Source organism: bacterium (assembly GCA_019912885.1).
Classification (GTDB): Bacteria; Lernaellota; Lernaellaia; order JACKCT01; family JACKCT01; genus JAIOHV01.
The window spans coordinates 37,794-64,607 of record JAIOHV010000090.1 but is presented as its reverse complement, the minus strand read 5'-3'; the positions used below and the strand labels follow the sequence as shown (position 1 = coordinate 64,607).

General features: G+C 64.5%; 28 protein-coding genes. 18 read left to right on the top strand and 10 right to left on the bottom strand.

What is annotated here, in order from left to right:
- Window positions 1–13: 13 nt before the first annotated feature.
- The 3 genes from K8I61_07725 to K8I61_07715 all read right to left on the bottom strand — a co-directional run bounded on the left by K8I61_07725 (window position 14) and on the right by K8I61_07715 (window position 3,000).
- Entirely contained in the window at window positions 14–1,474 is a 1,461-nt protein-coding gene (locus tag K8I61_07725; protein MBZ0271912.1) for a catalase, read from the bottom strand.
- Between the two features lie 230 nt (window positions 1,475–1,704).
- Window positions 1,705–2,304, bottom strand: a complete 600-nt coding sequence (locus tag K8I61_07720; GenBank protein ID MBZ0271911.1) for a GNAT family N-acetyltransferase — start codon at window positions 2,302–2,304, stop codon at window positions 1,705–1,707.
- A 96-nt stretch (window positions 2,305–2,400) separates the two neighbouring features.
- Window positions 2,401–3,000 carry an NAD(P)H-dependent oxidoreductase gene (locus tag K8I61_07715; protein ID MBZ0271910.1) on the bottom strand — a complete coding sequence of 200 codons (600 nt, stop codon included), beginning with the start codon at window positions 2,998–3,000 and terminating at the stop codon, window positions 2,401–2,403.
- A 96-nt stretch (window positions 3,001–3,096) separates the two neighbouring features.
- On the opposite strand from K8I61_07715, the gene soxR reads away from it, so the two are divergent.
- The gene (soxR, locus tag K8I61_07710) at window positions 3,097–3,537 is read left to right on the top strand and encodes a redox-sensitive transcriptional activator SoxR (protein ID MBZ0271909.1); all 441 of its coding nucleotides are present in this window, start codon (window positions 3,097–3,099) and stop codon (window positions 3,535–3,537) included.
- A 5-nt stretch (window positions 3,538–3,542) separates the two neighbouring features.
- On the opposite strand, the gene K8I61_07705 is transcribed toward soxR, so the two are convergent.
- Window positions 3,543–4,127, bottom strand: coding sequence for a TMEM175 family protein (locus tag K8I61_07705; protein MBZ0271908.1), 585 nt, complete (start codon window positions 4,125–4,127; stop codon window positions 3,543–3,545).
- A 163-nt stretch (window positions 4,128–4,290) separates the two neighbouring features.
- On the opposite strand from K8I61_07705, the gene K8I61_07700 reads away from it, so the two are divergent.
- On the top strand, window positions 4,291–5,598 hold the full coding sequence (locus K8I61_07700; protein MBZ0271907.1) for an MFS transporter: 1,308 nt from the start codon (window positions 4,291–4,293) through the stop codon (window positions 5,596–5,598).
- Window positions 5,595–6,503 carry an aldo/keto reductase gene (locus K8I61_07695; protein MBZ0271906.1) on the top strand — a complete coding sequence of 303 codons (909 nt, stop codon included), beginning with the start codon at window positions 5,595–5,597 and terminating at the stop codon, window positions 6,501–6,503. Before K8I61_07700 ends, K8I61_07695 begins: the two co-directional genes overlap by 4 nt.
- A gap of 2 nt (window positions 6,504–6,505) precedes the next feature.
- Here K8I61_07695 and K8I61_07690 read toward each other — a convergent pair whose 3' ends face one another.
- Window positions 6,506–7,066: a LuxR family transcriptional regulator gene (locus tag K8I61_07690; GenBank protein MBZ0271905.1), complete on the bottom strand. Its 561-nt coding sequence runs from the start codon at window positions 7,064–7,066 to the stop codon at window positions 6,506–6,508.
- 93 nt (window positions 7,067–7,159) lie between these two features.
- Here K8I61_07690 and K8I61_07685 point away from each other — a divergent pair, with 93 nt between their 5' ends.
- Window positions 7,160–7,657: a hypothetical protein gene (locus K8I61_07685; GenBank protein MBZ0271904.1), complete on the top strand. Its 498-nt coding sequence runs from the start codon at window positions 7,160–7,162 to the stop codon at window positions 7,655–7,657.
- A gap of 42 nt (window positions 7,658–7,699) precedes the next feature.
- On the opposite strand, the gene K8I61_07680 is transcribed toward K8I61_07685, so the two are convergent.
- The gene (locus K8I61_07680; GenBank protein ID MBZ0271903.1) at window positions 7,700–8,182 is read right to left on the bottom strand and encodes a DUF4395 domain-containing protein; all 483 of its coding nucleotides are present in this window, start codon (window positions 8,180–8,182) and stop codon (window positions 7,700–7,702) included.
- Between the two features lie 335 nt (window positions 8,183–8,517).
- Between K8I61_07680 and K8I61_07675 the strand changes: the two genes are divergently transcribed.
- From K8I61_07675 to K8I61_07645, 7 genes are all read left to right on the top strand, one after another.
- Window positions 8,518–9,267: a hypothetical protein gene (locus K8I61_07675; protein ID MBZ0271902.1), complete on the top strand. Its 750-nt coding sequence runs from the start codon at window positions 8,518–8,520 to the stop codon at window positions 9,265–9,267.
- Window positions 9,268–9,429: 162 nt separating this feature from the next.
- Entirely contained in the window at window positions 9,430–10,071 is a 642-nt protein-coding gene (locus tag K8I61_07670; GenBank protein MBZ0271901.1) for a response regulator, read from the top strand.
- The gene (locus tag K8I61_07665) at window positions 10,068–11,975 is read left to right on the top strand and encodes a PAS domain S-box protein (protein MBZ0271900.1); all 1,908 of its coding nucleotides are present in this window, start codon (window positions 10,068–10,070) and stop codon (window positions 11,973–11,975) included. The genes K8I61_07670 and K8I61_07665 overlap by 4 nt, the downstream gene beginning before the upstream one ends.
- 176 nt (window positions 11,976–12,151) lie before the next feature.
- Entirely contained in the window at window positions 12,152–12,661 is a 510-nt protein-coding gene (locus K8I61_07660; GenBank protein ID MBZ0271899.1) for a hypothetical protein, read from the top strand.
- Window positions 12,658–13,893, top strand: coding sequence for a hypothetical protein (locus tag K8I61_07655; GenBank protein ID MBZ0271898.1), 1,236 nt, complete (start codon window positions 12,658–12,660; stop codon window positions 13,891–13,893). The genes K8I61_07660 and K8I61_07655 overlap by 4 nt, the downstream gene beginning before the upstream one ends.
- A gap of 2 nt (window positions 13,894–13,895) precedes the next feature.
- Complete coding sequence (locus tag K8I61_07650; protein ID MBZ0271897.1) at window positions 13,896–15,227, top strand: hypothetical protein; 1,332 nt, start codon at window positions 13,896–13,898, stop codon at window positions 15,225–15,227.
- Window positions 15,228–15,244: 17 nt separating this feature from the next.
- Window positions 15,245–15,799, top strand: coding sequence for a DUF1697 domain-containing protein (locus K8I61_07645; protein ID MBZ0271896.1), 555 nt, complete (start codon window positions 15,245–15,247; stop codon window positions 15,797–15,799).
- Between the two features lie 55 nt (window positions 15,800–15,854).
- On the opposite strand, the gene K8I61_07640 is transcribed toward K8I61_07645, so the two are convergent.
- Window positions 15,855–16,118: a hypothetical protein gene (locus tag K8I61_07640; protein ID MBZ0271895.1), complete on the bottom strand. Its 264-nt coding sequence runs from the start codon at window positions 16,116–16,118 to the stop codon at window positions 15,855–15,857.
- Between the two features lie 162 nt (window positions 16,119–16,280).
- Between K8I61_07640 and K8I61_07635 the strand changes: the two genes are divergently transcribed.
- From K8I61_07635 to tesB, 7 genes are all read left to right on the top strand, one after another.
- Window positions 16,281–17,741 carry a HAMP domain-containing protein gene (locus K8I61_07635; protein ID MBZ0271894.1) on the top strand — a complete coding sequence of 487 codons (1,461 nt, stop codon included), beginning with the start codon at window positions 16,281–16,283 and terminating at the stop codon, window positions 17,739–17,741.
- Window position 17,742: 1 nt separating this feature from the next.
- Window positions 17,743–19,122: a sigma-54 dependent transcriptional regulator gene (locus tag K8I61_07630; GenBank protein ID MBZ0271893.1), complete on the top strand. Its 1,380-nt coding sequence runs from the start codon at window positions 17,743–17,745 to the stop codon at window positions 19,120–19,122.
- Window positions 19,122–19,631 (top strand): hypothetical protein, encoded by a 510-nt coding sequence (locus K8I61_07625; protein ID MBZ0271892.1) that lies wholly within the window; start codon window positions 19,122–19,124, stop codon window positions 19,629–19,631. Before K8I61_07630 ends, K8I61_07625 begins: the two co-directional genes overlap by 1 nt.
- The gene (locus K8I61_07620; GenBank protein ID MBZ0271891.1) at window positions 19,628–20,779 is read left to right on the top strand and encodes a hypothetical protein; all 1,152 of its coding nucleotides are present in this window, start codon (window positions 19,628–19,630) and stop codon (window positions 20,777–20,779) included. The genes K8I61_07625 and K8I61_07620 overlap by 4 nt, the downstream gene beginning before the upstream one ends.
- 177 nt (window positions 20,780–20,956) lie before the next feature.
- A complete protein-coding gene (locus K8I61_07615; GenBank protein MBZ0271890.1) occupies window positions 20,957–21,736 on the top strand; it encodes a hypothetical protein in 780 nt (259 codons plus the stop codon).
- Window positions 21,737–21,886: 150 nt separating this feature from the next.
- On the top strand, window positions 21,887–22,708 hold the full coding sequence (locus K8I61_07610; protein MBZ0271889.1) for a hypothetical protein: 822 nt from the start codon (window positions 21,887–21,889) through the stop codon (window positions 22,706–22,708).
- 146 nt (window positions 22,709–22,854) lie between these two features.
- Window positions 22,855–23,736 (top strand): acyl-CoA thioesterase II, encoded by an 882-nt coding sequence (gene tesB / locus K8I61_07605; GenBank protein ID MBZ0271888.1) that lies wholly within the window; start codon window positions 22,855–22,857, stop codon window positions 23,734–23,736.
- Between the two features lie 10 nt (window positions 23,737–23,746).
- On the opposite strand, the gene K8I61_07600 is transcribed toward tesB, so the two are convergent.
- From K8I61_07600 to K8I61_07590, 3 genes are all read right to left on the bottom strand, one after another.
- Window positions 23,747–24,157 carry a DUF3887 domain-containing protein gene (locus tag K8I61_07600; GenBank protein ID MBZ0271887.1) on the bottom strand — a complete coding sequence of 137 codons (411 nt, stop codon included), beginning with the start codon at window positions 24,155–24,157 and terminating at the stop codon, window positions 23,747–23,749.
- A 68-nt stretch (window positions 24,158–24,225) separates the two neighbouring features.
- Window positions 24,226–25,617, bottom strand: a complete 1,392-nt coding sequence (gene chrA, locus K8I61_07595) for a chromate efflux transporter (GenBank protein ID MBZ0271886.1) — start codon at window positions 25,615–25,617, stop codon at window positions 24,226–24,228.
- Between the two features lie 102 nt (window positions 25,618–25,719).
- On the bottom strand, window positions 25,720–26,697 hold the full coding sequence (locus K8I61_07590) for a hypothetical protein (GenBank protein ID MBZ0271885.1): 978 nt from the start codon (window positions 26,695–26,697) through the stop codon (window positions 25,720–25,722).
- Window positions 26,698–26,814 lie beyond the last annotated feature (117 nt).

Here is a 26,814-nt window from a genome sequence, read left to right as displayed (position 1 = left end):
GCGTCGTTTTCGCTTACGACTTTGCGGCGAGGTTCTCGATCGCGTCGATGATTCCCTTGCCGTAAGCCGGGTCCGCCTTCGTGCAGTGCGCGACCTGCCGCTCGACGATCTCACGCGGAACGCCGGCCATAGCCTCCGCGGTGTTGTTGAACAGGCGCTGTTGCGCATCGGGGCTCATCAGGCGGAAGAGGTTGCCCGGCTGCGTGTAGTCGTCGTTGCCCTCGCGGTGATCGTAGCGACCGCCCGCGCCGTCGATCGGCATCGATGGTTCGTCATACGCATGATCCTGCGTCGGCCCGCCGAAGCTGTTGGGCTCGTAATACGCGTCCGGGTTGCCGGTGTTGTTATCGAAAAAGCGCATCGCGCCGTCCTTGTGATAGTGGTGGACGGGGCACTTGGGCGCGTTGACCGGCAGGGCTTCGTAGTGTGTGCCCAGGCGATAGCGGTGCGCGTCCGCGTACGAGAAAATGCGCGCCTGCAGCATTTTGTCCGGCGAGTAGCCGATGCCCGGCACGAAGTTCGACGGCGAAAACGCGGCCATTTCGATTTCCGCGAAGTAGTTGTCCGGGTTTCGATTCAGCTCCATCACGCCGACGTCAATCAGCGGAAAGTCCGCGTGCGGCCACACCTTCGTGAGGTCAAACGGATTGAACGGCGTCTTTTCGGCCTGCGCCGCGGTCATCACCTGGATTTTCAGATCCCATCGCGGAAACTCACCGCGGTCGATCGATCCGTAAAGGTCTTCCTGATAGCTCTCGCGCGTCGCGCCGACGACGGCCTCGGCCTCGCGGTTGGTGAGAAACCGGATGCCCTGGCGCGTCTTGAAGTGGAACTTCACCCACACGCGTTCGTTGTCGGCGTTGATGAGCGAATACGTGTGCGATCCGTAGCCGTTCATGAAACGCGGGCTGACCGGCAGGCCGCGATCGCTCATGAGGATCGTCACCTGGTGCAAGCTCTCCGGCGAGAGCGACCAGAAATCCCACATCGCGGTCGTGCTGCGCAGGTTGGTCCTCGGATGGCGTTTTTGCGTGCGAATGAAATCGGGGAACTTCAGCGGATCGCGCACGAAAAAGACCGGCGTGTTGTTGCCGACAAGATCCCAATTGCCCTCCTCGGTATAGAACTTCAGCGCGAAACCGCGCACGTCGCGCTCCGCGTCCGCCGCGCCGAGCTCTCCGGCCACGGTGGAAAAGCGCGCGAGCATCGGCGTCTTTTTGCCGACCTCCGAAAAAATCCTGGCCTTGGTGTATTTCGTGATGTCGTGCGTGACCGTCAGAGTGCCGTGCGCGCCCCAGCCCTTGGCGTGGACGACGCGCTCCGGGATGCGTTCGCGGTTCTGGTGAGCGAGCTTTTCGATGAGGTGGACGTCCTGCAACAGGACGGGGCCGCGCGGGCCGGCGGTCTGCGTGTTCTGGTTGTCGGCGATCGGGTTTCCGGCCGACGTGGTCTGCGTCGGGGGTTTCTTTTCCATGGTGGGATCTCCTCCGGTGTCTTTAAGCGTTGCGACTCCCGAGGCGCGATTATAGTGTCACGCCCCTAACGCCTGTCCAAGACATCGTTTCGATGAATTCGATAGGGTAGGGCTATCAGCCCTGGGAACGCCGAGCTCCAGCTCGGCATCGAAGCGCGATCGTCAGCGGTCAACCCGCGGCCCTGGGAACGCCGAGCTCCAGCTCGGCATCGAAGCGCGATCGTCAGCGGTCAGCGCCGGCGTGCGCCTGAAAGACGAAGGCGCATCATCGGCTTGTGGGGCTTCGTGCGTTGCACGACTTCGAAGCCAAGCCGGGCGAATGTCGAAGCAACCCCCGTATAAACCGAGGCGGGGTTCTTCTGCCCCGTCGTCTCCGTCGGGTACGCCTCGAGGATGCGCGCGCCGTGCTCGCGCGCGTATTGCATCGCGGCGCGCGTGAGCACGCTCGTGAGTCCGCGCCCGCGGAACTTGCGGCGAACGACAAAACAAGGCAGTGACCACACTCCCGCGATATCAAGGTCCGTTTTGAAATTCGCCGAGTTCGCAAGGCCGGCAAGCCTGTCGCGCGGCATGATGCGGCACCACGCGGCAGGCTCGTCGTCGATATACGCGAGAAGACCTGGCGGCGGGCCGGCTTCGACGATCACCCGAAAGAGATCCCGGTTTTTCGCCTTGCCGCCGCCGCGCGAATCCCCGCGCCATTCGTCGATCGTCGGCGTGATCCAGTACATGCACCAGCATCCCGCGACGCCGCCGCGCCCGAGCACCTTCTCGAAGTCGCCGAAGCGATCCGGCGTAAGCGGATGGATTTCGTACCCTTCGATATTCATGGATCGTCCCGCTTCGGATTTACCAACACGCCTGAGCGCCGCCGAAATCCTGCGACGGCTCTCTTTTCTCTTTTCTACTTTTCTATTTCCTCGCCCTCAATACACATTCGCGGCGAACGGCCGCGCGGCACGCGCGTCGCGCAGCGCGTATCCCCACCAGGCCAGCCGATTCAACATGCGATCGGCCATCGCGGCGCTCGGCGTGCCGGCGATCAGCATCTCGTTCGCGTCGTAAATCTTGCGGTAGTAGGGCAGAAGCACGGCCTCGCGCACCGCGACGGCGTTCATTTCCGCGAACACGGGCTTGAGCTGTTCGATCGCGCGGATGCCGCCGGAAATGCCGCCGTAGCCGACGAACCCGACGGGCTTCGCGTGCCACTCCTCGTCGGCGAGGTCAATCGCGGCCTTCAGCGACGCGGGGTAGCCGTGGTTGTACTCGGGCGTCACGACCACGAACGCATCCGCGCGCGCGAGGCGGGCGAGGTAGTCGTCCATGGCCGGCGTGGTGTCGGACACGAGCGCGGAGGGCAGGGCGAGATCGGCTAGATCAATCAGGTCGATACCGAATTCCTCGCGGTTTTGCGCGTACGCGACAAAACATTTCGCGACGGTGGGACCGAACCGCTCAAGCCGCGTGCTGCCGATGAGGACCGCCAGGCGAAGGGGGGCGTTGTTCGTGTTCGATTGGTCGGGCATGCGCTCTCCTTGTTCATCGTCCGGAAGCGGACGCCGCCCATCCTGCAACTTCAAGTCAACTTGAAGTCAAGCGTTCGCTTCGTTATCGTCTAGCGCATGGATACGAATTTGACCATCGGCGCCCTCGCCGAACGCACGGGCGTCGCGGCGAGCGCGCTGCGTTATTACGAAAGCGAAGGGCTGATCCGTTCCGCGCGCACCGGCGGCGGGCAGCGGCGTTACGCGCGCGACGCGATCCGCCGGGTGAGCTTCATCCGCGCGTCGCAGCAGATCGGCGTGCCGCTGCCGGAGATCCGTGACGCGCTCGCGCTGTTGCCGGACAAACGCACGCCGAACGAAAAAGACTGGAAGCGCCTTGCCGCGATGTGGCGCCCGCGCCTCGACGCGCGGATCGCCATGCTGACGCGCCTTCGCGACCGGCTCGACGGCTGCATCGGATGCGGATGCCTGTCGCTCGCGAAATGCGCGCTGCTGAACCCGGGCGACCGCGCGGGCCGTCGCGGCCCGGGGCCACGATACGTGATCGACAAGGACTGAGCGCGTCAGCGATCGTCCGCGCCCAGTGCGCGCTCGATGCGTTTGTCGGGGATCAGCCACACGATCGCGACGCCGATATAGAGCGCGATCGCAAGCGGCGACCACACGAACGCCAGCGTCATCCCGGCGATGTACGCGACGACCGAGAGTTTCCCCTTCCAGTCCCTGCCGAGTGCGACGGAAAGTCGCGAGTCCTTCTCGTGCACGGCCAAAAGCGCGCGCGTCAGGATGAAATACGCGATCGCGGAGGCGAGCAGCACCGCGCCGTAGGCCGCGACGGGCGTCGCCGCTCTCGAGTTCTCGCCGATCCATGCGGTCACGAACGGCACGAGCGACAGCCAGAACAGCAGGTGCACGTTCGCCCACAGCACCGCGCCGTTCACGCGCTCCACCGCGTGCAGCAGGTGGTGGTGATTGTTCCAGTAGATCGCGAGGAACCCGAAGCTCAGCACGTAATAAAGAAGCTTCGGCACGATCGGTCCGAGATCCGCGAGCGTGTGCCCGTGCGGCGGATGCAGTTCGATCACCATGATCGTGATGATGATCGCGATCACACCATCGCTGAACGCTTCCATCCGGTTTCTCGTCATCGCGATCGATTCTTGTCGACGGACGCGCGCTTGAAAAGGCCGCGATGCTTACACCTCCGCGGATGCGCGTGGGGCGCGATTCGACGCAACTTGTTTGGCGCGTCCTATTCTTTTCGCGCCGGCTGGCGGACAAACGCGGAATTGAGCGCAACGCGGGGCGGCGATGGCAGGGCGTATCGACAACGGAATGGACGCGATCCGGCGGATCGTCTCGCGCTTTGTCGAGGTGCGTCCGGGCGAGGGCCGCGCACTGGCCTGGGCGTTTCTCTATTTCTTCACGCTTCTCACGGGCTACTACGTGCTTCGCCCCGTGCGCGAGGAGATGGGGATTCGCGGCGGCGTGAAGGCGCTGCCGTGGCTGTTCTCCGCGACGTTCACGGCGATGTGCGTCGCGCTGCCGATTTACGGCTGGGTAGTCGGCCGCTTCGAGCGCCGCCGCATCGTGCCGATCGTCTATCGCTTCTTTCTGCTGAATCTCGTCGCCTTCTGGGCGCTTTTCGCCGCGGGCGTCGGTGGCGAAGCGCTTCCACGAGCGTTTTACGTGTGGACCGCCGTTTACAATCTTTTTGTCGTGTCGATTTTCTGGAGCGTGCTCGCCGACCTGTTCAAAAGCGAGCAGGCGCGCCGGCTTTTCGGATTCGTCGCCGCGGGCGGCACGGCGGGCGCGATCTGCGGACCGATCATCGCCGGGTCGCTCGTCACCGTTGTCGGGCCGCTGCACTTGCTTCTCGTGTCCGCGCTGTTGCTCGAGGCGTCCGTGCGGTGCATGCGCGGCCTGTTTCACGCCGTGCCCGAGGACGCGCGCGCAAGCCGCGAATCGCCGATCGGCGGAGGCGTTTTCGACGGGCTGACCGACGTGATCCGCTCGCCGTACCTGCTCGGTATCGCGGCGCAGACGCTGTTCTACGCGTGCGTCTCCACGTTCCTGTATCTGCAACAGCAGACGATCGTCGCCGACGCGCTTTCCGATTCCGCGGAACGCACGCGGCTTTTCGCGATGGCCGATCTTCTCGTCAACGCCGTCGCGCTTGCACTGCAAACGTTCGTGACGGGCGCGGTGCTCTCGCGCCTTGGGCTCTTCGCCGGGCTGGCCGCCGTGCCGATCGCCGGCGCCATCGGCGCGTCGGCCCTCGCCGCCGTGCCGGCGATGATCGCCGTCGTCGTCGTGAACGCGCTGCGCCGCGGGGTGCATTACGGAATCGAAAAACCTGCGCGTGAGACGCTCTTCACCGCTGTCGCGGACGCCGAAAAATACAAGGCAAAAAGCCTCATTGATACGGTTGTTTATCGCGGCGCGGATGCGGCAAGCGGCATGGCTTACGCGGGGTTGCAGGCGATCGGCCTCGCGCTTCGGCCGATCTTTCTGGCGGCCGTGCCGCTGGCGCTCGCCGGCCTCGCGCTTGCGCGTTGGCTGGCGAAGCGGCACGAGCGACTTGCAGACCAACGAACGACAACGGAGGAATCATCATGAATCGACGCATCTTCATGATCGGCGCGGCCGGCATCGCGGCGGGATTCGCGGGCGGCGCGCTTCCGATGCCGCTCTTCGCGGCGGAAGGGGGCACGATGCGCAAGCGAAAGATTCCGGCAAGCGGCGAGGAGATCCCCGTCATCGGGCTTGGCTCATCGATCACGTTCGATGTCGGCGGCGGCGCCGGCGAGCGCGAGCCGATCCGGGAAGTGCTGCGGCGCTTTTTCGCGGCGGGCGGACGCGTCATCGATTCGTCCCCGATGTATGGCCGCTCGGAAGAGGTCATCGGCGATCTCGTCGCGCCGATGGGCGTGGATGCCTTTCTGGCGACCAAGGTCTGGACGCGCGGCAAGAAAGACGGCGAGGAGCAGATGGCCCAGTCGATGCGCCGCCTGCACACGGAAAAGCTCGATCTCATGCAGGTGCACAACCTGGTCGACTGGAAAACGCAGCTCGCGACCATGCGCGCGTGGCGCGACGAGGGGAAAATCCGCTATCTCGGCATCACGCACCACGCCCTCGGCGAGTTCGACGAGATGGAAAAGATCCTGCGCGCGGAAAAGCTCGATTTCGTGCAGCTGCCGTATTCGGTCGAGGTGCGAAAGGCCGAGGAGCGCCTATTGCCCGCCGCCGCGGATACGAACACGGCGGTGCTCATCATGCGCCCGTTCGAAAAGGGGGGGATGTTCAGGAAAGTGAAGGGCAAGCCGATTCCGGCGTGGGCCGCGGAGCAGGGGTTCGAGCACTGGTCGCAGCTTTTCCTCGCGTTCATCCTCGCGAATCCACACGTGACGTGCGCGATCCCCGCGACGTCCAAGCCGCATCATCTGTCGGAAAACGTGAAGGCGGGCATCGGACCCGAGCTCGACGCGGCCGGCTGCAAGAAGCTGCTCGCGGAATTGTAGGCTCAGCCCCGCTGGTCGCTCGGCAGCATGAGGTCTTCGAGGAAGAACGCGGCCAGATCGGCCCGTCCGGAAAGCCCCGCCTTTCGATAAACCGCGCGCGACTGCTGGCGCGCGGTCGCCTCGGTGATCGATCGCGCTCCGGCGATTTCCCGGTGGCTCAATCCCTTGAGCAGCAGAAGACCGACCTCTTTTTCCGCGGGCGAGAGCTCCCATCGGTCGAATTGGCGGTCAATCGCCGCGCCGAGCCCCGCGACGAGATCCCGCGCCTCGGTGCGCCAGCGTTCCGCGGCTTCGGCGGTTTGCGCGAGCCGTTTGGCAAGCGATTGCGCCTCGGCCTCGGCCTCGCGCGTTCGCCGGATCGTCCGCGCGAGGCGCCGCGTAATGGCTCCCGCGCCGGCAAGTCCCACGAGCACGACGCATCCCTCGACCATGACGTGACCGAGCGTCGTGCCCTCGCGAGCGTCGGTGGCGAGGTCGATCGAGGCCAGCAGCACGACCGCGACAAACGCCGTGAGAGCGCCGGCCAGAAGGCGTCCCTCGGATGTGAATCCGCCCCGATTCATCGGCCGAAGTCTCCCGATATCACGTTTGGCGGATGGTCGATTCCTCCGCCACGCGCCATGGTGGTCCCCGCGTTAACTATGGAGGTTTCTATCATGGACGCATGGCTATTCCATCCCAAATTCGTTCACGTTCCGATGGCGCTCGGGGTTCTGATGCCCCTTGTGGCCGGGGGTCTGCTTGTCGCCTGGTGGCGCGGATTTCTCCCCGCGCGCGCCTGGATCGTGGCGGTCGCGTTGCAGGCCACGCTTGTGGCGTCCAGCGTCGCGGCGATGAAAACCGGCGAGCGCGAGGAGGACCGCGTCGAGCGCGTGGTCGCCGAGCGCGTGATCGAGGCGCACGAAGAGGCGGCGGAGATATTCGTCTGGAGCGGCGCGGCGGTGTTTGGCGTGATGCTGCTAGGCTTTGCATTGTCGGCGACGCGCGGCGGGCTTCCGGTTGCGGCTTTGGCGCTTGCGGGAACAATCGTGGTTCTCGGGCTCGGTTACCGCGTCGGTCAGGCGGGCGGCGAACTCGTCTACAAACACGGCGCGGCGAGCGCCTATGCCGGCGCGATCGCGCCCGGCGGCGGTTACCACGACGAAGATGATTAAACGGCGGGCCGCGGCGGTCGCGCGGGGAAAACGCCTCGCCGATCAGTCCGCGGCCTTCAGCCTTGGCGTGAAAAGCGCCCGGTAAACGTGCGACGGGATGCAGATGTGCGTCACGCTGACGAGAGCCGCGACCGAGGCGAGTACGGTGCCGAGCGCGTATCCAGCCGTCATCGCGCCGGCCGAAAACGCGGCGCCGGTCGCGATCAGCCAGACCGTCGCGATCGCGCAGGCGAACCGTCGCGGCGCGCCGTGCGGCGGAAGCGGGCGCGTACCGGTCAAATGCCGGAAACCGAAGTTGTACAGCCAGTCGAAAGGGTGGCTTGGCAAGATCGCGCCCACGAACGCGGTCGCCGCCAGGGTCCAGAGAATCGCGGGCGACGCCAGGGCGGTACCGGCGATCATGAACACCGTGCAGAACGCGGGCGACCAGCGGATCCACGGGCCGAGTTCGGCAAGCGTGGAGTCGTCCAGATCGCCGTACCCTTGGATTTCCAGACGATTCCGGACCTGTTCGGGCGTGGGCATGACACGCTCCGTAGACAAACGGTTGCGGCTCCATGCATTTTATAGCGAGATCCGCGCAACACGATCTGTGAGGGGCACCCATGTCTTTATTCGATGCGTACATCATGGTCGACTGGTCCGCCACGAATAAACCGCGTGGGGGCAAGGCGGATTGCATATGGATCGCGCATGGGAAAAGCGGAGATGAATCGCCGGCCTGCTACAGTCCGAACACGAGAGACTTGGCGACGACGAAAATCGGCGAAGAGTTGGAGAAATACCTAGCGTCATGCATTGGCCGAATTCTTCTCTGCTTTGATTTTCCGTACGGATATCCGGCGGGATTCGCGTCCTTCTTGCGCACGGACGTGGACGCCGGCAAACCCGCGTGGCGCATCGTCTGGGATGCAATTGAAGACGAGCTGGACGACGACATTGGCACGCTTCCGGGCCGTATTGCGACGAATCGAAGCAATCGATTTGCGGTCGCATCGAACTTCAATGCGCGCGTCGCGCGAGGAAATTCGACGGGGCCGTTCTGGTGTCAGGCCAACAAGGGCGAATTCACGAACATTCCCCAGTGCCGTCCCGATCCGCCGTTCGCGGCGCAAAGCCGCGAAACGAAGGACGGCCTGCGGTTGACGGACCGGCGCGCCGAGAGCACCTCGCCATTTCGACTGTTCGGCACGGGTAGCGTGGGAAGTCAGATTCTCACCGGCATCCCGCGCCTCGCGGCGCTTCGATTTGACGAGGGACTTGCCAAATGCTCGTCCGTCTGGCCGTTCGAAACCGGTTGGGCGGCTGGAGAAGATTGGCCCGGCCGGGATATCCGTATCGTGCACGCGGAGATCTATCCGACGATCCGGGAGCAAGACGACGATCTGAACAAGCTGTCATGCGGCGAACCCGGTGAGAAACCGATCAAGGACCGCCGGCAGGTTCGAACGATGTGGCACTGGGCGAAGAGACTCGATAGCGACAACAAGCTCTGGCGCGAGTTCGCGATTCCGCACGGCATCGCACCCGGCTCGCGTGAGGACGAAGCCATCCGCTCCGAAGAGGGCTGGATTCTCGGCTGTCCGCCGCTCGACAGCGATCACCGGTAGCACCGGCGGCTTCGTGGCGCCAACCTCGGCAATCCGTTTATTCCACGATTTCATAAGGTTAACTTGACGCACGCCGGCAATATCCAATAGTGTCCGTAATGTCCCTTACGACCTCTTTGACCGGTGGTGGCGATGGTTTCGTCCTTATCCAGCCCGCGAAAAATGCCTGGCGAGCGCCTGCTTACGACCGGTGACGCGGCGAAATACTGCCGCGTCGATCGCCGGACGATACTTCGCTGGGTCACCGCCGGGCGCCTGCCGGGCCACAAGACCGGCGGGGGACGCACGCGCATCCGCGAGCAGGACCTGATCGACTTCATGAGCGAGTGCGGCATTCCAATGCCGCGCGTCACGGCGCTTCTCGCGCGAAACACCCCGCGCGTCGGCATCGTCGATGACGATCCGCGTGTCGTTCGGGCGCTGGCGAAACTCATCGCACGCCGGTTTCCCGGCGTCGAAATCCGCACCGCCGGTGACGGCTTTGGCGCCGGGATCATGGCCACCACCTTTCAGCCGCACCTGCTGATTCTCGATATCGTCATGCCCGGCCTCGACGGCGAAGATGCCTGCCGGCTGATTCGCTCCAACGAAGCCATGCGTGACATCGCGATCTTCGTCTTGTCCGGACACCTCGACGAAGATCGCCGCGAGCGGCTGATCCGCGCCGGTGTCGATCGTGTCGTCGAAAAGCCGGTCGAGTCGGCGGTTCTCTACGAGGCCGTCGCCACGCTCGCCGTCGCCCGCGCGGGACCGGCCCCCGTGTCCGAAGCGGCAGCGCCCCCCTTCACTGGGCGGCGTTCATGACTTCGGGCGACGCCGAGGCCAGGTTCCGCTCGGTATTCGAGGGTGCGCTTGACGCGATGCTCATCGTCGACGACGACGCCCGCATCGTGGACGGAAACGCATCGGCCCTGTCGCTTCTCGACGTCGGGCGCGAGGGCCTGTTGTCGATGACGGTCGGCGATCTGGCGCCGCCGGAATTTCAGTCCGACCTGGACGCATGGTGGAACAAATTCCTGCTTGACGGGCGCATGGAGGGGCAGTTCGCGCTACAGCGCGCCGGCGGCGAAACGCGCGCGATCGATTTTCGCGCGACCGCGCGCATCATGCCCGGCCGCCACCTTTCGGTCCTGCGGGACATCACCAAGCGCGTGCGGGCGGAAAAGGCGCATCAGGCGGCGCAGCGCGACGCCGAAAAAGCCCGTTCGCAACTGGCCGCCGTGCTTGAGAACATCCCCGATTACGTCGTCGCCGTCGATGCGAGCGGAACGATCCAGTTCGTCAATCGCGCCGTGCCGTTTAACGCCGGAAAGCAGGCGATCGGATCGAACTGGCTCGATTTGTTCCCCACGGAACAGCACCCGGTGATGACGGCCGCGCTCGAAGCCGTGCTGGCCGGCGGAAGCCCGACGAAATTCGAAACGTGCCTGACCGCCCCCGATGGATCGTCGATCTGGTTTGAATGCGGCATCGGCGCGGAACGGCGGGGCGACGAGATCGTCGGCGCGGTGATCATCGCGCGTGACGTCGCCGAAAAAAAACGAACCGAAACGCGCCTTGCCATGACCGACCGCCTGGTCTCCGTGGGCACGCTTGCCGCGGGTGTCGCGCACGAAATCAACAATCCGCTCACGACCGTCATCGCGAATCTCGATTTGATGGCGCAGGACCTCGCGCGGCTTGCGCTCCCGGCTTATAAAAAACGCACTCGCGGCGCCGCCGATTCGCTGATCGCCGAATTTCGCGAATCCCTGGACGACACCCGTGCGGCGGCTTGGCGCATATGCCATATCGTTAGGGATCTGAAGGTGTTTTCGCGGCCCGACGAGAGGCGGCGCGGGCCGGTCGATATCAATCGCGTCATGGAATCCACCTTGCGCATGGCCGCCAACGAAATCCGGCATCGCGCGCGGCTTGTGAAGGAATACGGCGACGTCCCGCCGGTTGACGGCAGCGAATCAAAGTTCGGGCAGGTGTGCCTGAACCTGATCGTCAATGCCGCGCAGGCGATCCGCGAAGGCGACGCCGCCCACAACACGATCCGCGTCGCGACGCGCGTCGACGGCGACGGCCGCGTGGCCATCGAGGTCTCCGACACCGGCGCCGGAATTCCCGCTCGCGCCCTCGCGCGCATCTTCGAGCCGTTTTACACCACCAAGCCCGTCGGCGTCGGAATGGGCCTTGGTCTTGCCATCTGTCACGGCATCGTCGCCGGGCTCGGCGGCGAGATTCAGGTCGAAAGCGTGGTGGGCGCCGGGAGCACCTTCCGCGTGTTGCTGCCGCCGGCGGACCTTTCCCAAGTCGTCGAACCGAACGCGCCGGCGCCGGTCGCGCGGTGCTGTCGGCGCGCGCGCGTTTGCGTCATCGATGACGAGCCGTCGATTTGCGTATTGCTTCGCCGCGCCCTGGCCGAGGAGCACGAGGTCGTCACGGCGAACGAAGCCGGCGAGGCTCTCGCACGCATACGCGGCGGCGAGGTTTTCGACGTCATCCTCTGCGACTTATTGATGCCGCAGATGACAGGCATGGAATTCCACGACGAGCTGCGCCGCCTGGACCCGCTCCAGGCCGCGCGCATCGTCTTTCTCACCGGCGGCGCGTTCACACCGGCGGCACGCTCGTTTCTCGAGGCCATGCCGCATCCGCATATCGAAAAACCCTTCGACCCGCGTCAAATACTCGCACTCGTCAACGGCCGCATTCGTTAGCAAGCCAACATTGATGATCGTCGCGGCATCAAGTCGATGGCGTCCTGATGCACCAATCGTGGTAAAAAGGCACCTTCTATTTTTGGTTCGGAACGGGGCTGCCTTGGGTTGACCCACTTGGCGCGGGTTATGGGAGTGACGGATTGAGGGACGGTATTGGAGCGGCGAATTCATTTTTGCTCGCGATCATTGGCCTTGTCTGGTGGGCGATCGCGTGCGAACCGGGCGCGGGAAATGACGGCGACGATACGGGCGAGCCGGCCGCCGAACCGATTTTCCCGCTCGATTCCGTTGCGGGCTGGCATGAAGGCCGCCCCTGCGGTTTCACGCACGAGCACGAGCTTCGGTACATCCGCGTGGTCACCAATGAAGCGGCGACCACGCCGTATCGCGAGTTGAACGCGGATCACCGCTACGCCATCGGAGCGACGCTCGTGAAGCTCGAATACGAGGACGAAAACTGCACCGAACTGCTTGAGTACACGGCCATGCGGAAGATGGAATCCGGCTACTCGGAATTCGGCAACGACTGGCGTTGGCAGCGCGTGGCGATCGACGGCACGGTGCTCAAGGACGGTGAAATCAAGTCGTGCATCGACTGCCATGCGCATCATTGCACATGGCCGGAGTGCGGTTACGAGGACTGCGGTTTCGATCTCACCTGCGGAATTGAGGAAACGAAATGAACGATCCACGAGTTTCGATCGCCGGTGGCAGACATCTGTTTTGGCTGGTCGCCTTCCTGGCCGCCGCGTTTCTGATCGCGGTCGCCGGCTGCGGCGGCGATGACGACGACGATGACGACGGGGGCGACGGCGACGCCGGTAGCTGCGATCCCGCGGTCGCCTTGTGCACCTGGGCCGGCAACGGCCTGGCCGGTTTCGACGGCGACGGGCATCCGCTCGCCGAGTCGATGCTCTACTGGCCCATCGACGTGACGTTTATGTCAAACGGCGACGCGTATATCGTCGATTGGAACAACCACGCGATCCGCAAGGTCGAGGAAGACGGCACATTGCGCACCGTCATCGGCTCCGGCTTTGTCGGCGACGGCCCCGAGGATCTTTCCGACACGCAGGCCCCCGGCGCGCCCGGGACGAGCGTCGCGCTCAATCACCCGACGCAGTTCGTCGAGAATCCGAACGACGACACAATCGTGCTTGTCTCGTGGCACAATCACAAACTGCGCGCGTTCGATCCGGCAACGGAGATGGTTTCGATAACCTGCGGGAGCAATCCGGGCTACGCCGGCGACGGCGGACCCGCGGGCAAGGCGCTTTTGAACCAGCCGACGCAGGTCGCCTTCTCGCCCGGCGGCAGTGAGTTCATTCTCGATATGCGCAATCAGGTGATCCGCTCCATTTCGCCCGACGGCGTCATCGAGACCGTGGCCGGCACGCCCGCGACACAGGGTTACGATGGTGACGGTGGCACGCCGCTTGAAGCGACGTTCAATTTCCCCGCGGGGTCGAATCCCCCTCCGGGCGGCGCGCTGGCGTTCGACCAGGACGGCCGCCTTTACGTTTCGGACACGCTCAACAACGTCATTCGCCGCATCGATTTCGAAAACGACCTCATCCAGACAATCGCCGGCACGGGCGAAGCCGGATTCGGCGGCGACGACGGGCCCGCGACGGCCGCGATGTTGAACAATCCGCGCGACCTGGAGATGTCATCCGATGGCCGCAATCTTTATATCGCCGATGAGAAAAACCACCGCGTGCGGGCTATCGATCTCGAAACGGGCGTCATCCGCACGGCCGCGGGTAACGGGGACGCGGGCTACGGCGGCGAGGGCTTCTCGCCGACGGAAACCGCGCTGAATCGCCCGGGCGGAGTCGCGTTCGACCTTTCAGGCAGGCTCTACATTGCGGATACGTACAACCATCGCATCCGCGCGTTCACGCCGGGAGATTGAAGATGCTGAAATTCCCGAATTTCCGCGTCATGGTTTTCGCCGCGCTCGCGGCGCTCGCGTTTTGCTTGCCGATCGCGTGCGAATCGGGCGGCGGCGGCGATGACGACGCCAGTGTTTGCGAGGCCGCGCCCGGCGTCATTTGCACGTTCGCGGGCAACGGCGTCGCCGCGCTCGGCGCGGACGGCGTTCCGCCGGAAAAGGTGAGCCTGTATTTGCCGATGGACATGACGTGGGGGCCCGACGGCCTCGCGTATATCATCGACTGGAACAACCACCGCATCCGCCGCATCGTGGGCGGCGAGGTGGAAACCTACATCGGCACGGGCGAGCTCGGCGACGCGCCCGACGGCCCCGCGCTCGAAACGAGCCTCAACCATCCGACGCACATCCGGTTCTCGCCGCAGGGCACGGTGATCCTGTCGGCGTGGCACAATTCCAAGGTGATGGAAATGGACACCGCCACCGGCGCGATGGAAGCAATCTGCGGCGACGGGCAGCGCGCCTTCGCGGGCGAGGGTGTGCCCGCGATCGAGGCGCTCGTCGATCTGCCGGTGTCGACGGCATTCGACGGCCAGGGGCGCATGTACATCATGGATCAGGCGAACCAGCGCATCCGCCGCGTCGATCAGAACGGAGTTATCGACACCGTGGTCGGCCCGGTCGGCACGTTCGTCCCGGACGGCTACGTCGAGGTGTGTGAACCCGTCGAGGGCGGCGGCGAGGAATGCCGCGTCTGCCGCGAGGAGTCGGCCGACGATCCGAACTGCACGCGCGCGCCGTCGAGGCCCCAGGGCTTTCGCGGGGACGCCGTTCCCGGCGCGGAAGTTTACATGAATCAGCCGGTCAGCCAGTCGGCCGCGCCGTCCGCCGGCATGGAGATGGGGCCGGACGACGTGCTGTATTTCACCGACACCGGCAATCATCTCGTTCGCGCGCTCGATCCCGACGGCACCGTACGCACCGTCGCGGGCGTCAATCCCGCGCCCTACGACGCGACGGAACTCGACGAAGGCGCCCCCAAGGGCGCCTTTTCCGGCGACGGCGGCCCGGCGACCGAGGCGCGGTTCTATCAGCCGCGCGATGTCGCGATCGCGCCGGACGGCACGATCTTCGTGGCGGACAAGGAGAATAGCTGCGTCCGGCGGATCGGCCCCGACGGCGTCGTCGACACGTACGCGGGATTGTGTGGAGACGCGGGCGACGAAGGCGACGGCGGCCCGGCGATCGACGCGCGGCTCAGCCGCCCCTACGGCGTCGAACTCGATCCGGCCGGCAACCTCTATATTGCCGACACCTACAATCACCGCATCCGCGTCGTGTACGCGGCTGAATGAGCGCGGCGCGCGCGCCGATGCCAAAAAACCGTCCGGAGATATATGTCGCGGTGTTGCGGGGCATCAACGTCGGCGGCAAACATCGCCTCGCCATGAAGGATCTTGCGGCGATGTTCGAAGACGCCGGCGCAATCGACGTTCGCACGTACATCCAAAGCGGCAACGTCGTCTTTCGCGCGAGCGAAGGCGTGGCCGCGTCTCTTCCCGCCCGCGTCGCCGCGATGATCGAGGAGCGCCTTGGCTTTCGCGCTCCCGTGGTAACGCGCACCGCCGGGGAAATCGACCGCATCGCCAAATCCAATCCGTACCGGGCGGCGGGCGCCGATCCGAAATCCCTGCACGTCGTTTTTCTCGCCGGCAAGCCGGACGCCTCGCGCGTCCGCGCACTCGACCCCGATCGCTCGCCGGGCGACGAATACACCGTCGCGGGAAGCGTGATCTACCTGCTCTGCCCGCACGGCGTCGCGCGTACGAAGCTCACCACCGACTATTTCGACGCAAAGCTTCAGACCACGAGCACGACGCGCAACTGGAACACCGTCCTCAAATTGCGCGAACTCGCGAAGGAATAACGCCCCCCTCCCGCAACGCACGCACGCGGACGGGACGCGGGTTTCGCGCGCGTGTTTACGCGTTGGGGCGGGCGGTCCGATCGGTTTCGATGTGGTCGGCGAGTCCCTTGACGCCGACCTCGCGCGCGCAATTCGAGCAGCAGAAAAGGCGATCGCCCGCCTGCACGCCGTGGCCGACGATGCGCACGCCGCACGCTTCGCATATCGGCGCGAGTCGGTGGATGGCGCATTCGAAGCTGTCGAAATGGAAGGACTCCCCGTTCCACTTCACCTGGAATCCGCCGCCGTATTCGTTTCCGCAGGTATCGCAACGAGCCATGATGGCCTCCTTGATCGTGTTCCCGACGCCCGCGAATCATGACACGGGCGCGCGCCGGCGACGCCCGAATGCCGCCGATCCGTGGGCGCGGGCACACCTTGCGCGCGATCCGGCCGCCGAACGTCTTTGACCGCGCGCGAAAAACGCGCGATGAACGGGGATATGGCAATCCCGGCGCCGAACGGAACGCGTTCGATCTTCACCGCGCAGATCGTTTCCTACCTGCTTGTCATTTTTGCGCTTGCGTCGATCTTCAGCTTTTTCTTTTTCTCGACGGCGCGCGATCACCTGGAGGACGAGGTCGCCCGCAAACTGCGCGACATCGCGAGTATCGCCGCGCGCAACGTGCCCGTCGAGCGGATCGAGTTGATTCGCGCGAGCGACGATGAGTCGCGCATGGTCCGCCGCCTGCTGGAAAAACTCGACGAAATCCGCGAGGCGACGGGCGTGGAGTCGATCGTCGTGTTCCGTCCCGACCTCACCGCGCTTTTGCCGGCGCCAGGGGCGAAAATCGGCGACCGCATCGCCCCGCGCCGCTTCGACGAGGGCGCCTTGGCGAGCCTGTCGGCCGGCCACTCCGTCAGCACCGGCACGTTTCGCGGCACGGGGGGAAACCTCTATATGTCGGTCTGGGCGCCGATCACGACACCGGCGGGCGCCCTGGTGGCCATCGTCGGCGTCAACGCCGGCACGCGCGAGGTGGAGGTGATCGAGTCGATGCGCGCGCGGCTCTACCTCGTCACCGCGCTCGGCGCGATGTTCGGCGTGCTGCTCGCGATCGTTTTGGCGCGCACGCTGACGCGGCCCATCCGCAGCATGGCCGACACGGCCCGCCGCATCGGCCGCGGCGAATACGACGCGCGCGTGCCGCCGCCCGCGGCGTCCGAACTGCGCGTCCTGGCCGAATCGATCAACGGCATGGCCGAGCAGGTGCGCCGGCGTGACGATAGCCTCAAGGAGATCTCCGCGTCCGTCGCGCACGAGATCCGCAATCCCCTCAATTCCATCAAGCTTCTCGTGACGCTTCTCGGTGAGGAACTGCGAGAGAGCGGCGCGCCTCCGTCCCGGACGATCGAAACGCTTCATCGCGAGGTTGGCAAGCTGAATCGGTTCCTCACCGAGTTCCTGACCTATTCGCGCCCGATCCGGCTTTCAGCGCGTCAGGCCGACCCGGGGGATATCGCGCGCGCGGCCGCGGAGATGGCCGCCGGAGAGGCCGAGAGCGCGGGTGTCGCGATCGACCTGCTCGTCGAGGAAGGATTGCCGGGCCTTCGCGCCGATCGCGACCGGTTGGAACAATCCTTGCTCAATATCCTTTTGAACGCCGTTCAGGCGAGCCCGGAGGGCGGGCGCGTCGCGGTTTTGGTGCGCCGCGCGCACGGGGAGGAAGATTTCGTGGAATTCGTCATCGACGACACGGGCCCGGGAATCCCGAAGGACGTGCAAGACAAATTGTTCGATCCCTTCTTCACGACCCGCGAGGCGGGTACCGGCCTTGGCCTTTCGAACGCGGACAAGATCGTTCGCGGCCACGGCGGGTCGATCGCCGGCGAAAACCGCGCGGGCGGCGGGGCGCGATTTGTCGTCCGGATCCCGGCCGCGGGCGGCGAGGCGGAGGCATGAAATGGCAAACTTCCTGATCGTCGACGACAACCGCTCGTCCGCCGATGTCCTGTGCCAGCTCGTCGCCCGGCGCGGGCACAACGCCCGCGCGGCCTACGACGGCCGGAAGGCGCTTCGGGCCATGGAGGACAGCGCCGCGGACGTCCTGGTGACGGATCTGCGCATGCCGGCCATGGACGGCATGGCCCTTTTGTCGAGCGTCCGCGAGCGATGGCCCGAAACCGTCGTCATCGTCGTGACCGCGCATGGCAGCGTCGAGGCCGCCGTCGAGGCAATGAAGCGCGGCGCGTTCGATTTCGTCACGAAACCGCTCGACATGGCCGAGTTGCAGGTCAAGTTCGAAAAGGCGGTCGCCGTGCGCGAGATGTCCGCCCGCATGGAACGCCTGTCCGCGCGCGTCGAAACGTTCGAGGCGGACGACGCTTCGCGTCACGGAAGCGGGGAAATCATCGGCGACAGCGAGCCGATACGCCGCGTATTCGAGATGATCGACAAGGTCGCGCCCTCGGATTCGACGGTTATGATCTTCGGCGAAAGCGGTACGGGCAAGGAGTTGGTCGCGCGCGCCCTGCACCAGAAAAGCGCGCGCGCCAAAGGGCCCTTTGTGAGCGTTCATTGCGCGGCGTACGCCGAGGGCGTGCTCGAATCCGAGCTGTTCGGCCACGAGCGCGGGGCTTTCACCGGCGCCGTCGCGCGCAAGATCGGCCGCTTCGAGCTGGCCGATGGGGGCACGCTGTTTCTCGACGAGGTCGCCGACATCCCCGCCGGCGTTCAGACCAAGCTGTTGCGCGTCATTCAGGAGCGCGAATTCGAGCGCGTGGGCGGCACGCGCACCATCAAGGTGAACATCCGCATTGTGGCGGCGACGAACAAGAATCTCCACGAGGCCGTGCGCGCCGGGCGTTTTCGCGAGGATCTGCTCTACCGGCTCAACGTCTTCGGCATCGAAATGCCGCCCCTGCGCGCGCGCAAAGACGACATCCCGCGGCTTGTCGAGGTGTTCATCCGCCGCGAATCGGCGCGCCTGGGACATCCGGTCAAGGCGCCGGACGCCTCGGCCGTCGCCACGCTCATGGAACACGACTGGCCGGGCAACGTGCGCGAGCTCAAGAACGTCATCGAACACGCGGCGGTGCTTGCCGGATCGGAGCCGATCGCCGCCGCGCACCTGCCGTCGTCGCTGTCGTCGCGCGGATCGTCGTACGTGGCGCTGCCCGACGAGGACGTCGATTTTGACGGCGCCATGGAAAACTTCGAGCGCCGGCTGATCCTGCACGCGTATGAACGATCGGGCCGCGTCAAGGCGCGCGCCGCCAAGGCGCTCGGCATCGACCGCAACCGCTTTCGCTACAAGCTCGAAAAATTCGGAATCGAGGACTGATGCCGCCCCCGCGACGCCAACCACTTGCCGCCGCCGCGATGATCCTCGCGGTGCTCGCGGCGCTGGGAGCGCACGCGGCCGATCCGGATTTGGCCCCCGCCGCGTGGAAAAGCTGGACGAGCATCGACGCGGCGATCGCCATTCGGGAACTGGACGGGCCAGAGGATATCATCGAAAAAGCGGAGATCATCGAGGATCGCGTGGACGCGCTCGCCCGGGAACGGGAGCGCGTAAAGGCCGAGGAAACGGAAATCGCGGAGCGCACGGCCTCGCTGCGCGAGCAGCGTCAGGCGTTGCGCGAAATCGCGGACTTGCAGTTCGGCGGCGACGTGCGCGCGCGGCAGCGCTTGCGCGACCTGGCCGAGCGTATCCGCGGCGGGGAAGCCGCCGTCGCGGCACGCCGCGCGTCGGCCGCCGAGATCGAAACCGAACGGAGCCGGCTGGCCGCGCTTGCGGAAGAATACCGCCGGAAGGCCGAAACCCTAAGGAAGCGCGAGGGGAAACGATGAAACGCGCGGCCATACGAATCCTTGAATGGCTTGCGATCCCGCTTTTTGCGTGCGTGCTGCTTCCGGCGCGCGCGCCGGCGCAGGACGGCACGGAAGGCCCGTTCTCCGGAGCGGTCGGCATCGCCGCGAAATACGATTCCAATGTCGATCTGGGAAGCGGGAGCGCGCCGCCCGGCGCCGAGGAAGACGACGAAATCGAGGATGCGTGGATCGCCGAATTGACCGCGCTCCTCGCGTACGTATCGCCGTGGGATTCCCCCTGGCACCTGGACCTTGACGCTTCGGCGCTGGTCGACGTTTTCGTGCGCGACGCGGACGACACGTGGCTCATCGGGCGCGGCCGCGCGGATCTCGGCTACACCTTCGGCGACAATTCGATCGGCCTTCAGGACGAAATCGAACACTACACCGAGCCCGACGACACGGAATTCGATTACGTCCGCAACACCGCGGCGCTCGATTACGCCCGCGTGATCTCGGCGCTGTGGCAGGCGCGCGTGCGTTACGAGAACATCGTCCACGCGTATCCGGACGCCGGATTTTACGACTACGTCATGCACGGCGGTTTCGCGCAGATTCGCAACACCTGGACGCCGGCGCTTTTGACGTACTACCTGTACGGCTATCAGTTCTATCTTGGCCAATGGGCCTCGGATGAAAGCGATCCGCGAAGCTCGCCCGAAAAGGGCGCCCGCCACACCGGCGAGATCGGCGTGGAGGCGATCGTCGCGCGCCGAAGCTCGATCATCGCGGCCTACGTGTTTCAACTCGACCAGGCCACCGGCGGCGGCGCAAGCGAAATCGGTGAGATCCGGGGCGAGGACGAAAATCTGGAGTCGGACGCCGAGTTCAACTTCCTGAAACACAAGGGCCTGGTGCTGTTCACGCACAAGTTCGACAAACGTTTCGTCGCGTCGTTTTACGGCGAAGTGATCTACAAGCGATTTTTCGAACGCGACGACTCCATCACCGACGAGGACGCGGAGCGCACGGATCTGCTCTACCTCGTCTCGGCGGGTGCGTCCGTGCGCCTTGTCGGCGAGCTTTGGGCGAAGGCGCGATACGTTTATCGGGCCAACGAATCGACCGCTCCGTTCCAGGATTTCCGGAATCATATTGCGCTGGCCGGGTTGGAATTCCGCTTCTGACACGGGCGCGCGCGGTGCGCTGAAAAATCATCAGTGCTGAAAAACTCGCGCGAGAAAACGCGCGAATCATGCCATTGGGTGCCCCTTTCGGTCGAAAATTCGCGCCGAATGACGGCACGCGGATTGCGGTCGTTATCGGCATGAAACGGGACAAACGTCCCCGAGGAGGATTTGACCATGAACCGACAGCTCCCATTTTTGATGGCTCTGTTTCTGATCCTTGTCGTTTCGGCGGCGTATGGCCTGGGATGCGGCGACGACGACGATGACGACGACGATGCGGGCGACGATGACGACGATGACGACGACGACGACGACGGCGAATGCCCGACGCCGAATCTCGATCTGGCCGTGTGCGCCCCGGAAAATGGGCCGTTCACGACCGATATCGATAACGACTTCCTGCCTTTCCAGGTCGGCATGTTGCTGGTTCTTGAGGGAGAGGACGACGGCGAGTCGATTCGCGTCGAGGTCGAGGTTCTCGATGAAACCGAGGAGGTCGCGGGCGTGACCACCCGCGTCGTGACCGAGACGGAATACGAGGACGGCGAGCTCGTCGAGATCTCGTTCAACTTTTTCGCGCAGGCTCCCGACGGCACGGTCTGCTATTTCGGCGAGGACGTGGACGACTACGAGGACGGCGAGATCGTAGGCCACGAAGGCGCATGGCGCGCCGGCGAGGCCGATTACGAGGCCGGCATCCTCATGCCCGGCACGCCCGAAATCGGCCAGGCGTTCTACCAGGAATACGCGCCCGGCACCGCGGAGGATAGCTCCGAAATCACCGCGTTCGGCGAATCGGTCTCCACGCCCGCCGGAGATTTCGACGATACGCTGACGGCGATGGACTACGACCCGCTCGACGGCGAATGCGAAGGCGAGCGCAAGGTGTACGCGCGCGGCATCGGCAATATCGTCGATGAGGCGGCGGTGCTGGTCGAATTCACCGTCAAGTAATAATACAATCGAGTTCAAGGAAAAGGCCGGCCCGCGCCGGCTTTTTCCGTCTGTACACGGGTGCGGAATTGTTGTAATGCGTCTTACAACTCAAAAAGCTGCTGTGAGGGAATCGAGGAACCCTTTGTTCGTTCCAAGGAGGAATGGTTCATGAACAAGCCGATTGCGATCCTGTTTGCGCTGCTTTTCGTATTCGCCGTGTTTGCGGCTAACGGCTGCGGTTGTGGAGACGATGACGACGACGACGTGGACGTTGACGACGACGATGATGACGACGATGACGATGACGCCGACGATGACGCCGACGACGACGCCGGCGATGACGACGATGACGACGACTGCCGTGTCCCCACGATCGATCTGTCCGTGTGCGATCCCTCGAACGGTCCGTTCACGCTCGACATCGACCACGATTTCTTTCCGCTTCCGGTCGGCCTGCAACTGATTCTCGAGGGCTTCGACGGCGACGATGAGATCCGCATCGAGATCGACGTGCTCGACCAGACCGAGGAGGTCTCCGGCGTGACGGCCCGCGTCGTTACGGAAGCCGAGTACGAGAACGGCGAACTCGCCGAGATTTCGTACAATTTCTTCGCTCAAGCGCCGGACGGCACGGTCTGCTACTTCGGCGAGGATGTCGAATTCTACGAAGACGGTGACGTTGTGGGTGACGAAGACGTCTGGCGCGCCGGTGAAAATGGATACCAGGCGGGCATCGTCATGCCGGCGAATCCCGGAGTCGGTGACGTGTTTTATCAGGTGTACGCTCCCGGCGTGGTCCACGATCTGTCCGAAGTCCAGAGCTTCGGCGGCTGGTGGGGTCTGCCGGCGGGTGAATTTGAAGACACCCTCAACGCCGCGGATTTTGAATTTGGTGGCGCCGATTGCCTCGGCGAGATCAAGATCTACGCCCGCGGCATCGGGTTGATCTCGGACGAAGAGGTGTATCTCGTCGAATATACCGTTCCTTGACGTAATCGGGCTGATCGCAAAGAAAAGGCCGGCCCGCGCCGGCCTTTTTCGCGTTTGGCGGCACGGCCTTTTCGCGGCGCCGCGATTTGTGCTAACCAGACCCCGCGCCGCGACATTTTCGCGCGGTCGCCAACCGCGGATACCCGATGACGGCACCAACCGGCAAGGAAGCCCTCGCCGAACTCCTGCGCACGCTGACGCTCGAACCGATCGAGGAGACCATCTTCCGGGGGGAGAGCATCGACCTGGGTTTCGGCAACCTGTTCGGCGGGCATGTGCTGGGGCAGTCGCTTTCGGCCGCGATACGCACCGTACCGGCCGATCGCCACGTCCACAGCCTGCACGGATATTTCCTGCGCCCCGGCGATCCGTCGCGCCCCATCGTCTATCAGGTCGATTGCATCCGGAACGGCAAAAGCTTCACCACGCGCCGCGTCGTCGCGATCCAGAAAGGCCAGGCGATCTTCTCGATGTCCGCGTCGTTCCAGGTCGACGAGCCGGGTTTTGAGCATCAGGACGAGGCGCCCGAGGTGCCCGGCCCCGAGGGCATCCCGAACGAACACGACCTCGTGCAGACGATCGCGCACAAGATTCCGGAGGGCGTGCGAACGAAACTGACGGCGGAGCGCCCGGTCGAGATTCGCCCCATCAATCCGATGAACCCTTTCGCGCCGGAAAAGCGCGAGCCCGTGCGTTACGCGTGGCTGCGCACGGCGGACCGCCTGCCCGACGATCCCATCGTGCATCGCTACATGCTCGCCTACGCGTCGGACTTCGGCCTCTTGCAGGCTTCGCTGAATCCCCACGGACACAGCTTCTTCGAGCCGCAGATGCAGGTGGCGAGCCTGGATCACTCGATCTGGTTTCACCGCGATTTCCGCATCGACGAATGGTTGCTCCATGTGATGCGCAGCCCCAGCGCCGCCGGCGCGCGCGGCCTGAATTTCGGCAGCTTCTACGACACGAAGGGGCGGCTTGTCGCCTCCGTCGCGCAGGAGGGGCTCATCCGCCACCGGGGATTGAAATAGCGGCGCGCGATCAGTCCTCGATCGGTTTGTACCAGAGACCGCCGAGCCTCTTCTCGCCCGGACCCGTCTTGAAAACGAAACGATATTGAAGCGCCGGACCCTTTTCGCGCTTCAGGTCCACGAACGCCGTGTCGTGCGAACCCTCGCGCAGCCATCCCGAAAATTTCCAAGAATCGATTTTGCCGTACTTGGCAAGGTCCTGTTCTTCCAGCGCCTGCATTTGACTTGCCGGAAGACCGGCGCGCATTTTGTCGTCAAAGTCGCGGCGCGCCGCCTCGTAGTTCTTCGCCTCGTACGACTCGAAGAAATGCTTCACCACAGGCTCCGCCTTCGCCTTGATCTCCGCAACGAAATCGTCGCCGGCGACGGCCACGTTCGCAAAGACGCACAACACCACGCCAAGCACCATGATCGATTTCATCGTGTTCCCCCTTGCGGCAGTCGTTGGCGGCGTTTCGCCGCAGAAGTAACAGGTTCGAAGCGCCGCGATCAACCGGCGACGGCGAGCCGATAGGCGGTGCCGAGCACGGAGCACCCGGCGAGCGTCGGCAGCATGCCGATCCGGAATCGCAACAACGCGACGAAAGCGGTGACGGAAAGCGCGAGCGCGGCCGCATCGAGCGTCGCGAAATCGGGAGTAAGGATGCGCGCGGCGCCGAGGCGCGTTTCGCTCACCGATCCGAACAACGTGTGCAGCGCGAACCATACGGCCAGATTCAGGATGACGCCGACGACCGCCGCCGTGATCGACGAGAGCGCGGCCGAAAGCCACGCGCGCCCGCGAAGCGCCTCGATATACGGCGCGCCGAGGAAGATCCACAGAAAGCATGGAACGAATGTCACCCAGACCGTGACGAACGAGCCGATGATCCCGGCGAGAAGCGGATCGAGATCGCCCGCGTGCCGAAACGCGCCCATGAATCCGACGAACTGCAAGACCATGATGAGCGGGCCGGGCGTCGTTTCGGCAAGGCCGAGGCCGTCGAGCATCTCGCCGGGCTGCAACCAGCCGTATACCTCGACCGCTTGCTGCGCGATGTACGCAAGCACGGCGTACGCGCCGCCGAACGTCACAACGGCCGCCTTGCTGAAAAAGATCGCCTCGGCCGCGAAAACGTGATCGCGCCCGGCCCAAAGCACAAGCGCGGCGACCGGCAAAAGCCACAACGCGCCGAAAACGGCAATGACGCGCATCGCACGCGGTCGCGAGGGCAGGGTGTGCGCGGGTGGATGCCGATCGAGCGCGTCGGCGACCGGGCTCGGCGCGACGGGGCGCGAAGTCTCTCCCACCGGCCCCTTGACGATCTCGAAGGTTGACGGGCTCAAGCGGTCTCCGGCAAGTCCGACGATGGCCGCGCCGAGGATGATGGCGGGGAAGGGCACTTCGAAAACAAAAATTCCGGCGAAGGCGCCAAGCGCGATCGCCAGCATGACGCCGTTTTTCAGCACACGTCGCCCGATGCGGATAACGGCCTCGACGACGACCGCGAGCACCGCCGCCTTCAGGCCGAAAAACAGCGCGTCGACAATGCCGACGGATTTGAAAAGGGCGTAAACGATCGACAGCGCGAGGATGGCGACAAAGCCTGGCAGCACGAAAAGCAGTCCCGCGACAAGGCCGCCGCGATAGCCGTGCAAAAGCCAGCCGATGTACGTCGCGAGTTGCTGCGCCTCCGGTCCCGGCAACAGCATGCAGTAGTTCAGCGCGTGCAGGAATCGGCGTTCGCTTACCCAGCGCATCTCGTCGACCAGAATGCGGTGCATCACCGCGATCTGCCCCGCGGGGCCGCCGAAACTCTGCAAGCCCACGCGCACCCACACGCGCACCGCGTCGGCGAACGGAACGCCGTGCGAATGATATCGCGCGCTGTCTGCCGCCATGCCGCGCGTTTTCGTTGTTTCCGGATTCAACCGGCTCACGCTACCCGCGCGCGGGAGCCGAAGAAAGGGGGGATGGCGCGCGCGCCACCCCCCATGCTTTGTTCAGCAAACGAATTCGTATTCGACGCACTCGTCGACGCTCCCGTCGCAATCCGTGTCGGCTTCCATGGTCACGGGGTACCCCTCGTCGTCAAAGGTAAAATCGTAGCAGACATCACCCGCGCCCTCGCCGTCGCAAAGCACGTCGTAGAATGAGACGTAAAGGTTGCCGGACGGGTCGGAATCGTAGTCGAAGCAATAGTCGCCGGCGTTCGCTGTCTGGTCGCACCCGACATCGTATTCCCAGTGGATGAGGTTGCCATCCTCGTCGTAGGTGTACGTACCGCAGCGGTCGTCGGTATCGTCGCAATCCTCATCGATGTTCACCGCCGACTCCTTGCCGTCCTCCGTATACGTGTACGTCGTGCATTCGTCGATGACGCTGTCGCATCCGTAGTCGGTTTCGCCGGAAATGCGCTGATTGTCTTCGTTGTATTCGCTCGTCGAGCAGTAGCTGGGCGTCCCGTCGCAATCGGAGTCGTAGGTGTAGGACACGGGGTTGCCATATCCGTCAAAGGTGTACTCCCCGCAGCCGTCCACGCTTTCGTCGCAGCCGTCGCTATCCTCGAATCCGAGGAGCCACCCCGCCTCGTTGTACAGGTAGGTGCGGCAGCTGTCGTTCGGCGTCACGCCGTCGCACCCCGCGTCGAAATGCTCCATCGCCATGTCGCCGTTCTCATTGTACGTCACGATGTAGCACTGCGTGTCGGTTTCGTCGCAACCCTCGTCGTACATGATCTCGGAAATCATGCACATCGGCTCGTCGTCATCGTCCCCCGTATCGTCGTCATCCGTGTCGTCATCGACATCGTCATCGTCCGCATCATCGTCCGCATCATCGTCGTCATCGTCATCGCTGACATCGTCGTCGTCGTCGCCGACATCGTCATCGTCGTCGTCGTCGTCGCCGCACGAACAACCGGCGGCGAAAGAAATCGCCAGCAAAATCCCGATAAGAATTCCGATCCAACGTTTGGTCATCGAACACCTCCGTGAAATGAAAACGCCGATTGCCCCGCACCCGGAGCCAAATCGCGCGAGACCGTGGATTTTTTCGTCACCGGCGACGGCGCATCGGAATGACGGCGATATCATCCG